At 55.0% G+C, this 11433-nt stretch carries 9 protein-coding genes; 6 read left to right on the top strand and 3 right to left on the bottom strand.

Annotation, left to right across the window (positions count from 1 at the left end; genetic code table 11):
• Positions 1-13: 13 nt before the first annotated feature.
• The 3 genes from PI87_RS27830 to PI87_RS28920 all read right to left on the bottom strand — a co-directional run bounded on the left by PI87_RS27830 (position 14) and on the right by PI87_RS28920 (position 3159).
• The gene (locus tag PI87_RS27830) at positions 14-919 is read right to left on the bottom strand and encodes a tyrosine-type recombinase/integrase (RefSeq protein WP_039600988.1); all 906 of its coding nucleotides are present in this window, start codon (positions 917-919) and stop codon (positions 14-16) included.
• Positions 920-2412: 1493 nt separating this feature from the next.
• The gene (locus PI87_RS27820; RefSeq protein ID WP_039600986.1) at positions 2413-2700 is read right to left on the bottom strand and encodes an H-NS histone family protein; all 288 of its coding nucleotides are present in this window, start codon (positions 2698-2700) and stop codon (positions 2413-2415) included.
• Positions 2701-2931: 231 nt separating this feature from the next.
• Positions 2932-3159, bottom strand: coding sequence for a helix-turn-helix transcriptional regulator (locus PI87_RS28920; protein WP_039600992.1), 228 nt, complete (start codon positions 3157-3159; stop codon positions 2932-2934).
• Positions 3160-3809: 650 nt separating this feature from the next.
• Between PI87_RS28920 and PI87_RS27810 the strand changes: the two genes are divergently transcribed.
• From PI87_RS27810 to PI87_RS27790, 6 genes are all read left to right on the top strand, one after another.
• Complete coding sequence (locus tag PI87_RS27810) at positions 3810-4436, top strand: dUTP diphosphatase (protein WP_039600985.1); 627 nt, start codon at positions 3810-3812, stop codon at positions 4434-4436.
• On the top strand, positions 4426-5352 hold the full coding sequence (locus PI87_RS27805; protein ID WP_157003282.1) for a phosphoribosyltransferase-like protein: 927 nt from the start codon (positions 4426-4428) through the stop codon (positions 5350-5352). Before PI87_RS27810 ends, PI87_RS27805 begins: the two co-directional genes overlap by 11 nt.
• The gene (locus PI87_RS27800) at positions 5322-7238 is read left to right on the top strand and encodes an ORC-CDC6 family AAA ATPase (protein ID WP_198139644.1); all 1917 of its coding nucleotides are present in this window, start codon (positions 5322-5324) and stop codon (positions 7236-7238) included. Before PI87_RS27805 ends, PI87_RS27800 begins: the two co-directional genes overlap by 31 nt.
• Before the next feature lie 451 nt (positions 7239-7689).
• The gene (locus PI87_RS29360) at positions 7690-8193 is read left to right on the top strand and encodes a hypothetical protein (protein WP_157003281.1); all 504 of its coding nucleotides are present in this window, start codon (positions 7690-7692) and stop codon (positions 8191-8193) included.
• Positions 8193-9275 (top strand): methyltransferase, encoded by a 1083-nt coding sequence (locus PI87_RS30005; RefSeq protein WP_084210136.1) that lies wholly within the window; start codon positions 8193-8195, stop codon positions 9273-9275. The genes PI87_RS29360 and PI87_RS30005 overlap by 1 nt, the downstream gene beginning before the upstream one ends.
• Before the next feature lie 832 nt (positions 9276-10107).
• Positions 10108-11181 (top strand): type IV toxin-antitoxin system AbiEi family antitoxin, encoded by a 1074-nt coding sequence (locus tag PI87_RS27790; protein ID WP_039600984.1) that lies wholly within the window; start codon positions 10108-10110, stop codon positions 11179-11181.
• Positions 11182-11433 lie beyond the last annotated feature (252 nt).

Below are 11433 nucleotides of genomic sequence, written 5' to 3'. Positions count from 1 at the left end.
TGATAATTCCTAGTTATCGTGTAGAGCCTCCCGTAGCCTTGAAAAGTGCCTCGCGAAGTCCTTGGTCGGAAACATGGGTGTAGATTTCGGTAGTTGAGATACTTTGATGCCCCAGCAGCTTTTGGACGTACCGAATGTCCAACCCCGCCTCAAGCCATTGCGTAGCGCAGGTGTGGCGTAGCATGTGTGGTGTGACACGGCGGGTGATACCGGCGCCTTCGGCGAGGTTGCGCAGTTCCGCTCGAAGGGTAGCCGACGTGATGGGGCTACCAGCCGATGTGACAAATAGGCGTTTGCTGGGCGTGGCAAGGGCAGATCGACTGGTAAGGTATCGTTCTATCTTTAGATGTAGTGATTTCTGCAGCAGATATACAAGACGCTGCCTATTCCCCTTGCCGTGAATCACCACGTGCCGGCCTTCCATTGAAACATCGTCAAGGTCGATCGCTGCTAGTTCGCCTACTCGGATACCGGTATCCAGAAGTAAGTGAATGGCGGTCTTGAGGCGCAGTGCGTCGAAGTCATCTATTCGAGGCCGCAAGGTGATCGCTTTCCTAAGCGCATCATGGTCCCCGCGATCCAGAGCTCGGGGTAGACGCTTTGGGAGCCTGATCCGTTCATACAGAGTGTCGAAGGGGTTTGTCTCAAGAAGTTGCTCTTCTTGCGCCCATCGAAGGAGCAGCTTGAAACTGGCGAGGCGGCGCTTGATAGTCGTTTCTTTGAGTTGACGCTGTTCCCTCAAATGATGAATGTATTGACGCAGTTGCTCCTTTTTCACGAGCGTCAGTTGCCGTCGCAGGCCAAAGTACCTCTGGATGTCATCGAGATCACTGCTGTACGCTCGGAGGCTGTGGTGGGATAAATTGATAGCGGAGTTGCAGTGAGCAAGGAATCGTTTTCGTGCTTCCGTTAGGGTCATGGATACTCACAATTGAGTGAAAACCACGAGTGTCAATGAAGAGCGTAGACGAAGCTATAGCCCGCTCGCGCCGCATTTTTCCTATATGAGTAGGTCGCCATGCGCGGTTGCCCAATAGCGATTGATCAGCGCGCTTGCTTAGGGCGACCAGACAGCTTGAGCGCAGGAGCAGTCGTGTCAAGCTCGCACTGAATGGCCATTGTGTCAGGGGGCAATCCGGCCGGCAGCGCAGTTGCTCACCGTGGTGAGTTCGGCAAGAAGATGCACTCGCCCCAGCCGACAGCCAGCAGAAGATTCCGACAACGCGCTAGGCGAGGCAGGCCGGGGAGAGGGCGGAGGCCACTATCGCCGCGATATTCAAGGCGTGGACCGAAGCTGTGCCGGCAAGGACCTCGAACGCGACACCTAACCGCTGGCGTCGGGACCCGCGGCAGGTGAGGGCGGTTACGGCGGTGTCCTCTGGAAAGCCTCAATGCGTATGACGGCACGAGCCATATCAGGAGCGCCGTAGGCGCAGCACTGGTCGACGATCACTGCGTGCGGCTATTTGGCGATACCCAGTTCCCTGGCTTGCGTGAGCTCTTGGTAGCCGTCACGTAAATGAGAGTGTTGGGCGCAATGGTTATGCGTTCGCATGAGCAACTGAGTTTTGACCTGCCGTTCTTCTTCGCAGTCAACGTGTTTTCGCGGGCTTTACTTCGTGACATCACGCGGCAGCGAGGACTTCTATTGATCTAGCGGCCGTCATCGGATGCTGAAATCAAAAAATGTAGTGAAACCCGGTTCGGGGGGGCACCGGTCACTGGCGAGAAATGCAAGGCGCTCCGGTTGGTCAGAATGTGTTGTGTCGACAACCCCGCTCGCACTAAGGACAGTGTCTTGTATCAGTTGCGCCGAAACGCGCTGGAACACGTTGCCGTGCGATGCCAGGAGAGACTCGCAAGTTACCGGGAAACGGCTTATCTAGGCCATTCTTCGCGTAGTAGCTATTGAATATGCCCCCATTCATGCCTCCACTCGATTTGGTTGCTTAGGAACAACACGTGGTCCCCGGGCAAGCACAGTTGCCGGCCGGCCAGCTGTTGCTACCCAGCCGGCTCGATGCGTGAGCAGGTTGTGATAGCGTGTCGGCAAAGGCCACCGTAGTAGCTGTCGCAACGCCCAATCCCGCCCGTGTCCCGATGAGTCTCACCCCTACGCAGTTTTCCCATGTTTCGAAAGTGTTCCCGGAGTGTCGGGCCGAGATGGCTCGCTTCCTAGAAGACGGTGCAGAGGTATTGATCTATAGACAAAACGAGTGCGGCGACGATGTGCCGCCATATGCGATAGCGGTGGCCGGGACCGCATTTTGGATTGATTGCTGCCAGACAGCGGAGGCGGCCGAAGCCCTGGCAGGTTCACTCGGTCTTGAAGTCCTTGACGTCGAGCGGTAACGAAGGGGCAATGAACAAAGCCCGCTTGGAGCGGGCTTTGTGTATTGAGCGGGCCCGCACTCAGGCAATCAAGAAGCGCTCATAGTTCTTGCCCGCGATCCACGCAGGTGCGCGGCCCCGGCCAGTCCAAGTGGCACCAGTCTTCGGGTCACGGTATTTCGGCGCAACAGCGCGCTTTGCCTTTGCTTTCCCCTTCGATGCCAAGCCGATATCCTCGGCGGTTAGACCGTAGTCAGCAATGGCTTGCTTGACCTGAGCGATGATCTGTTCCAACTCTTTGACGCGAACCGCTTCAAGTTGCTCTTCAAGCTTGGCCTTTTGGGCGAGTAGCTCTTTGTAGGTCGGCATGGTTTCCAGTGTTTAGTGACGTCGGAACGCAAAGCATATGCCATTCAATGATTTAAAGGAATGCGGTTCTAGCGACTTCTCACCATTCAGATAGCGATAGGGCGTCATGCTTTGCTACACGTGCTGGGTCAGGTGGATGAGTTTACGTCCGACAGTAAAAAATGTTGGTAGGGGTCTTGTTGTGGCGACCAGTACTGTTGGTGCAGAGCCAAGCGACGCAGATAGCCGCGCTCAAGCTTCGGACTCATCGTCTCCAGAGGATGAATGCCGTGATCTGGCAATCTGTTTCTCGATCCATGCTTGGATTTCTGACTCAATCCAACCGGCTGATCTGCCCATTTTGATCGGGGCTGGAAACGCTTTTGCTTGGATACGAGCGTACACGCTGCTCCGGCTGAGTCCAACCGCCTTGACGACTTCAGGCATTCGCAGAATGCGATGGGGCGTCTGCACGCTCATGCTCGTACCTCTATGCGCCGATGGTCCAAGGGGCGACTGATTCTCTACGTCGCGGTTCGAACTGGACGGCTCTGTTAGCACCTTCATGTTTGACTCCATGACGGAGTTGGTTCATGGTACATGCTGCCTTCCGGCACGTACGGGAGCAACTTACCGAGGCGCACATGGGCGAACTCGGTCGAACAAGGCTACCTCTCGCTTACTCGAACACATAGCGTTTGGGCTCGAGCCATCTGGCACTATGCGATTTCATGCTCATCAAGCGCCCCGTCCGAAGGGAGATGGGAAGGCATCGGGCGGTCAAACGTAACGCTGTCCACGCGGATTGCCAGACTAGGTCCGCGATACCAAGAGCGCAAAGCACGGGTGTCGTGCGGTCCGGGCAACAGGTGGGTATCAGTGAAGTTCTCGAAAATTGGGCCGACTCCCCAAGAAAACTTCGCCCGGTAGGATAATCTGTTAACTGCGACCTGTAGCGAGCCGGTTGCATTGGCGCCGCAGTCTCGCTGGGGTTGCGGGCCCAAGCGTTCCTGAGGTTTCCACGGTCGAATGCTAGCGTCGTTCCCATCGAGGGATCGGAGCTTTCCGTAAAAAATAGGGGCAGAACAGTGCGAGAGACAAGTTCGCTGTGCAAAGGCAGGCTCGAGTCGATGTTGCAGCTCCAAGATGGTATCAACAACAGGATCAACGGCGACTGGAGGCGTGCCGGAAATCCGTGGTATCGAGCAATCTGGACAGAATGCTCGGAGTTGATGGACCACATAGGATGGAAATGGTGGAAACGCCAGGAGCCAGATATGCCGCAGGTTCACTTGGAACTGGTGGACATCCTGCATTTTGGTTTGAGCGAACTGCTTCAGTTGCATGGTTCTGCTGTGGCGGCAACAACATACGCGATTGCAGCGTACGAGGAATACGCCGCTACGACCCCGATCGTGACCGATGTCGCCACTCGCCTGTCGCTCATCGAGGCCTTTGCGGCTGAGACGCTGAGCAATCGATCATTTGATCTGCATACTTTCGCGAATCTGGCGGTTGCCTTTGAACTCGGAGAAGCCAGCTTGTTCGAGAAGTATGTTGGAAAGAACGTCTTGAACACTTTCAGACAAGACCACGGATACAAAGATGGGACATACCAGAAGATCTGGGGCGGTCGTGAAGACAATGAATGGCTATCTGAGATAGCGTCGAGCATTCCAAAATGCGCTTCGACGTTTTCTGTGGAACTTTACCGCCAGCTTACTGAAAAGTACCAGGAGGTGTCGGTTGGCAGATAACGGACTACCGCGGAGTCTGACAGAAAACTGGAAATTTTTTGTCAATGCACAGCTTTGGCCCCGAAGTACCCGCTTCGACCCGCACGGATGGTTGCAAAATTTCAATGCAGAGGAGTTGCCCTTTGCAGTCCGGCTGCTAGAGGGCTTTACGTTTTTCTCTGCTGAACTGGTGGAGGCAATGTTTATAGGAGCGTTTCAGAATATTTCACAACTGGTCGTGCAGAACAAAGAAAATTACTTCTCGGCCAGTGCTCAATGGTCTAAGTTCATAGATTCATTGATCGTTGTCAGGGTTGAAGGGAATCAAAGCAGCGATGCAGACAGCGGTTACATCTTCACTCGTCACGCGCGAAATGTTCTTGGCATTGATGAGAGTCAAATACTCTCGCCAGCGCTAGCTTTGGAACGATTGCGACAGTCCCCGAAGGGAAACGTCATATTCGTGGACGATTTTGTTGGGTCAGGCGAGCAGTTCGAGAATACCTGGGTAAAAATTCATGAGCTTTCAGGTTATAGCCGCGCATCGTTCAAGTCTACGGTTGCGGCAATCGGATCCAACACTGTTGGCTTCTACTATTGTCCGCTGATCGCAACGGAGCAGGGGCGAGACTACATACAACAGGTATGTCCACTGGTGCGGCTCTTTCCGGCGCACGTACTCCCGGAGAACTACAGTGCGCTGTCACCTCAGTCAGTGATTTGGCGTGGGGACATGAGGGAAGCCGGTCCCCAATTCATTCAGAGAGTTAGCGACCGAGCTGGTATTCCCGACCGGGATGGCGGCGAAGGGTGCTGGCGTGGATACAGGAAGCTGGGTCTTGCGCTGGCTTTTTCTCACGGATGGCCGGATTCGATCCTGCCAATCTTTACCCTTGACGACGGCCAATGGAAGCCGCTTCTGAAGGCGGCATCATGATGAACGAAACCGATCAAGACCACGTTAATAATCTAAGTAACGTTCTCGGCCTGTATAAAGCCGAATGGCTTAGCGGTAAGCTCTTTGAAATGTTCACGGAGCCGGGATATTTTTCTGAGTTGAAAACGTCTCGGCCGTGCGTCCTCATTGGCGGGCGTGGGACAGGAAAGACGACAGTTTTACAGGGGTTGTCGTATCAAGGACAGTTCGCGTTTGCGAATGGGAATAAGAACGTGATTGACCAGTGGCAGTTCTTCGGACTGTACCACCGCGTGAACACCAACCGAGTGACGGCGTTTCGAGGACCAGAGCTTTCGGAGGATCGCTGGCGCGCTTACTTTGCACATTACATCAATCTGCTCTTCAGCAGTCAACTGATGGAGTTCGCAAGCTGGTATGAACTGCAAACCGGGAGAACACTAGGAGTTTCGAGCAAAGCCTTGGACGGATTCAGAGCTACATTGGATCTGAAAGGGGAGGGAAGTTTGGCTGATCTCGCTCATGAATTGCGGTTGCTAACTCTTCGATTCGAAGCGTCGATTAACAGCATCGTCGATTCACCGACGCATTGTCTATCAATGCAGGGGGCTCCGGTAGACGCGCTAGCACAAACGCTGCTCTCTACACCAGAATTGCAAGGGCGACAGTTCTTTTTCTTGATCGATGAGTTTGAGAATTTTGAAGACTACCAACAACGGGTACTAAATACCATAATTAAGCATGCTCCGGCAGCCTACACATTTAAAATTGGTGTGCGCGAGTTGGGATGGCGGGAGCGTGCAACGCTGAATGCCAACGAGCAACTAACCTCGCCTGCTGATTACGCGCGAATCTCAATCGCCGAGCGTTTAGACGACGCAAGATTCAAAGCATTTGCTGAACGTGTCTTGTCGGCGCGCTTCGGAAATGCGAGCGTCGGGGGGGCTTCGTCGGATCTACCTATAGGCGAACTCTTTCCAAGGCTGAGCGAATCTGAAGAAGCTGAAAAACTTATTGATAGAGCGGAAGCTGCGCGAATTAAGGCGAAGATTGAAGCAGCTGCATCGCCAGACTTACGCGAGGCAGCAATGGGTCTCCCGCTCGCGGTTCAATATTTTCTTTCTTACTGGGCGGACTCGCATTCTGATACGAGCCTGACGGAGGAGCTTCGGCTCTGGCTGCAGGGAAGTGTCGCCGTTAAAGCTAGGTTGGATAATCACTTCTATGCGTCTCTGTTCGCTATACGTCGAGGAAAGAGGGGTATCCGCAAGTACTATTGCGGATGGGATGTATTCCTTTCGCTATGCGAGGGAAATATTCGCTATTTATTAGAGTTAGTGCATTCCGCGCTGCTGATGCACTTCGAAGCGGGCCAAGATGCATCCGTACCCATTGATCCCGATACGCAAACCCTTGCCGCCCAAGCGGTGGGGCGAAAAAACCTCTCGGAGCTTGAGGGGCTTAGCGTTGATGGCGCGCGATTGACGCGGCTGCTGCTTAGCTTGGGCCGAGTTTTTGGCGTGCTCGCCGCGTTACCCGCAGGTCACACGCCGGAAGCAAACCAGTTCCATCTTCGAGAAGATATCAGTCAGGGCGATTCTGACAAGCGAGCCAACGAGCTGTTAAAAAATGCAGTCATGCACTTGGCACTCGTACGATACGCAGGGAGCAAGCCGCTCGACGAACGTGACACGCGAGCATACGACTACATGGTCCATCCGATCTTCGCGCCTTTTTTTGTGTTCAGTCATCGTAAGAAGCGAAAGATTCAACTTTCGAGCTTGCAATTACTGGATCTCGTCGAACGTCCGCGAGCAGGCATCGACGCGATCCTGAAGAGCAATAATCGAGTTGACGAAGAATCGCTCCCCGATCAACTAGAGCTGTTCGGCGAATTTTATGCGTGATATAAGACGCGAACCAATCCTGACCGATACGTTTGAGACAGTTGCGCAATTCCGTCCAGCTCAGGGTAGTGCCTATATTTATCGTGTGAGTGGCGAGAATCGGAGCAGTCACACCACGCAGTGGCGTTCTCAATGCGATAGCGTCCAGTTTATCGAAATCGAGTCCGAAACCCCCGCCGGCTTTCGAATTAAGGGAGACGATACGGACTACTTTCTTCGCGGCACTGCATCTCTAGCCTCCTTGATACACGCGTTGGGCATAGAGAGAGTCGTTTATATCGATATCACAGGTCTTAGCCACCCGACGTGGGCTGCGATCATCAGAAGCGCGGTTGCCTCGCGAGTAGAGCTCAGGGTGGTCTACGTTGAGCCGAATCGCTATACGCGGAGCGGGGCGCCTCTCGAAGGGCAAATATACGACCTAAGCTCGAGGATCACCGGAATTGCGCCAATGCCTGGGTTTGCAACGATTACGGATACAGACGAGTCGTTGTTTGTTCCGCTCTTAGGCTTCGAGGGGGCGCGCTTTCGACACGTAATTGAGCATGTGCAGCCGACACAAGGCGGTGTTGTGCCAATCATCGGTCTTCCCGGATTCAAGCCCTGGTACGTCTTCGAGACATATATTGGCAATCGCACGGCTCTCGCCGAGACTGATGCGTGGGAAAGGGTGTTGTATGCCCCCGCAAATTGCCCTTTCAGTTGCTTCTACCAGCTTCAACGATTGGCCGAAATGCACCCGATGGCGCTGCTAAAGGTCGCAATGATTGGCACGAAGCCCCATGCTCTTGGGGCGGTCATGTTCGCACTGACGTCTTCTGATCGTATCGAACTTATTTACGACAATCCAATCAGGAAGGATGGCCGGACCGATGGATCAGACCGTCTTTTGGTCTACCATGTTGGGGCTATTACGTCCGGCTCAGGGATGACAAACACGAATACAACAAGCTGATGACAGACAGGTTCTATACGTCACCGGAGCTGGCAGATACGCTTCTATCGTTCGCACCACGCAGGCCGCCGCAGTTGGTGGCAGATTTCGCATGCGGAGAGGGTAGTCTTTTGCTGGCAGCCGAACGACGGTGGCCGGACGCCGACATGTTGGCAAACGATATATCACGCGGCACGATTTCGAAGGTACGGAGACAGCGATCCGAGTGGCAGTATTCCTGTGCCGACTTTCTCAATCCGCTTTCAATGCGGTCGTCGGCGTTACGCCGCTACCACGGAAAGGTAGACCTCGTGGTGATCAATCCGCCGTTTTCGCGAAGGGATCGCAAGACATACCCCGTGGAACTATCCGGCAAGCGGTTTAGTGCAACGATAGCCTCAGCTTTTCTTACGAACTGCGTTCCCTATCTCGCCGTCGGAGGATCACTGCTTGCTGTCTTGCCTGACGGATGCCTCGTGAGTACACAAGACAGTCAGCTTTGGGAAGAGTTGCGACGCACGTTCAAGATTGAAGTAATCAGGGACAATTCTCGATCCGCCTTTGCGCGCGTCAGCGCCCGGACTTGTCTGGTTCGCTTGACAAGAACCCCTGATGAACTTCCGCAAGGGTCCAATGACGTAGTGTCCGGTACTATTCCCCTCGTTAGAGGGGCATGCCAGATGCACTCGAGGCGACAGTCTCGCGCCGCCACCGCAGCGACGTTGGTTCATACAGCCCATCTGAAAGGTGGTGTCGTGTTGGATTCGGCGGAGAGAGTGGAGGGGAAGTCAATGGCAGGGCCGGCACTACTTTTTCCGCGGGTGGGGCTCGTTACTCCCGACAAGCTGTGCGTCCTTGAGGCGGGACGTCGCGTCGTGCTTTCGGACTGCGTGCTAGCGGTCCGATGCAGATCAGTGTCGGCAGCGCGCGTTATGCGGCGACGGATCATGGACGCTTGGCCCATGTTTGCAGCGGGTTTCCGAGGAACTGGTGCACCCTATATCACGGTGCAAAGAGCATCAAATATCCTATCGAGAATATTGGCCGAGCCATCGGTGCAAAGCTCGTACATCAATATGATGGCCGACGCAGGAGCGCGTTGATGTTCATGTGCTCGCTTCGCGAACGCTGCGCTCCCGTCACGGAAGTCGCCAGGCTATTCAAGGTGGCTTTGCGAAGGCTCTGTTTGAGGGCCTACTGCCTTTTCCACGAAACCTTGACCCATATTCAGGCAATCTCGTGCGAGCAGAGTCCTTCGAGACTCGCAACGTCGTCGAGCAACAATATGGTCTCGCTTCCTTGATAAACGTAGTTGAGTGGGCCGCAACTGACTAGCCGATCGAATAGGGGACAGACAACTGCTTGTTGTTCCGCTGTTGGAGACGTAGCCGCCACATCTTTGACGCCTTATTGCGATGATGCTGTGGATCTGTGATGCTGTATATATATACAGCATTTGATCATGGTAGCACGTGACTTTCCAGCCCCAGTGATGCAACGCAAGAAGCGCTTAGCGCTGGCGCTGCGGGCAATATGGCAACGCCATCCCAGATCAGATGTACGCGACTTGTTGTGGGCGATTTACCGCTTGCAGGACATCGCCTGGCAAGCCTATGGCGTTGGCATCGTGGCCGGGTGTGGGGTATCGATAGGCCAGTATTGGCGAGATTGGACGCGTTCAATGCAGCGTTGTTTGCCGAGCCATGCTTGTGGGAGCGGCCGCTTGAATGGTCGACAGATGAGAAATTGGCGCTGAAGCGCTTCTCACGTGGGCGACGGTAGTCCGGCCGGCTTGAGGTTGCGCTGATGTTCTCGCTATGGCGTCATCTCCGGGTGGCCGCAGAAGGATCGCCAATGCGTCAGGCAGTCTCTGATACACGGTGCTTCGAGATCCCACGCAGCCTAAATTTTCACTAATTTTGCAATTTTCAGCAGATGCTGAAATCAACTGATCCAGTGAAAGTCGAACGCCAAGCCGCCGAGGCCCTGCACCAGCTTCTGGAGCAGGTGCCTGTGATCGACCATGTGGACGTCCAAACACAAGGTGCGGATGCTGTAGTAGACATAGTCGCGCAGGCGGATGTCATGGGCAAAAACCACACGCTGCTATGCGAGGTGGAGTCCAGTGGTCAGCCGCGCTATGCGCGAATGGCCTTGCTGCAGCTTCGAGACGAACTGGCCCACCGTGGAGGGGCGGTGCCCCCTGTTTTGATCGCCCCATATCTGTCGCCGGAAGTCCAGGCGCTATGCCGCGAGCAGGGTGCAGGTTTTCTCGACTTCGAGGGGAATGCTCGCCTGATGTTCGGCAGCGTTTTCATCGAACGTCAGGTGGCCAGCAAGCCCGTCGCCGAACGGCGCGAACTTCGGTCGCTGTTCAAGCCGAAATCCGCCCAAATCTTGCGCGCGATGTTGCGCGATCCATATCGCGCCTGGCGTGTTGTTGAACTCGCTGAGGCTGCCGGAGTCAGTCTAGGGCATGTCAGCAACGTTCGGGTTGCCTTGCTCGACCGTGAGTGGGCGCAGTTGTCGAGCGATGGCCTGTCCCTTGCCGATCCTGATGCGTTGCTGGATGCATGGCGTGACGCGTATGAACCGCCGGCGGGGGAACGCCTGGGTTTCTACACCACGTTGCACGGCGCCCCGTTCGAGCAAGCGGTGCGAGATATTTCACCGGTGGGATCTCCGTCAGGACTGACGGCGCTTGCGTCGTTCTCGGCGGCACTGTGGCTCGCGCCCTATGGTCGTGCGGGGACGCAGTACTTCTATGCGGACTCGGCAGGGCTGGAGCAATTGCGCGTCGCTTTGAAGCTGTCTACTGCCTCAAAAGGCGAGAACGTCGATGTGACCGTGCTCAAAGACGCCGGGTTATTTCGTGACCTTGTGGAGCCGGCGCCTGGCATCGTATGCACCAGTCCCATCCAGACCTATCTCGATCTGGCGGCGTCTGGTGAGCGCGGTCTAGAGGCGGCCGATCATTTACGGAAAGACAGACTGGTATGGCAGCAATGACTCCGGGCGAGCCGCAATCCGCCGCCGACTACGACGATCGGACGTCGTCGGCCGTGCTCGTCGAGATGGGCAGATTCTCGGCGGCTTCAAAGGCAAGTTCGCCGTAATCGACGGTGCTGTGCCTTGACTGAAAAACGAAGAGTGCCGCATGTGGGTACGCGATCGAGGGTGCTACAAGCACAAGGATGCTTACGACATCTGCTTCTTTGCACCTATTCTGGAAAGTTAGGAAGCCTGCCAGCTACACTGCGT

This window comes from Ralstonia sp. A12 (assembly GCF_000801955.1).
Lineage (GTDB): Bacteria > Pseudomonadota > Gammaproteobacteria > Burkholderiales > Burkholderiaceae > Ralstonia.
This window is presented reverse-complemented; position numbering and strand designations above follow the sequence as displayed.

Coding starts and splice junctions, on each gene's coding strand:
- PI87_RS28920 (WP_039600992.1), bottom strand. CDS start 3,159: ATGAGCGTGCAGACGCCCCATCGCATTCTGCGAATGCCTGAAGTCGTC.
- PI87_RS29360 (WP_157003281.1), top strand. CDS start 7,690: ATGCCTGGGTTTGCAACGATTACGGATACAGACGAGTCGTTGTTTGTT.
- PI87_RS27830 (WP_039600988.1), bottom strand. CDS start 919: ATGACCCTAACGGAAGCACGAAAACGATTCCTTGCTCACTGCAACTCC.
- PI87_RS27810 (WP_039600985.1), top strand. CDS start 3,810: ATGTTGCAGCTCCAAGATGGTATCAACAACAGGATCAACGGCGACTGG.
- PI87_RS27790 (WP_039600984.1), top strand. CDS start 10,108: ATGCTGAAATCAACTGATCCAGTGAAAGTCGAACGCCAAGCCGCCGAG.
- PI87_RS30005 (WP_084210136.1), top strand. CDS start 8,193: ATGACAGACAGGTTCTATACGTCACCGGAGCTGGCAGATACGCTTCTA.
- PI87_RS27800 (WP_198139644.1), top strand. CDS start 5,322: ATGGAAGCCGCTTCTGAAGGCGGCATCATGATGAACGAAACCGATCAA.
- PI87_RS27820 (WP_039600986.1), bottom strand. CDS start 2,700: ATGCCGACCTACAAAGAGCTACTCGCCCAAAAGGCCAAGCTTGAAGAG.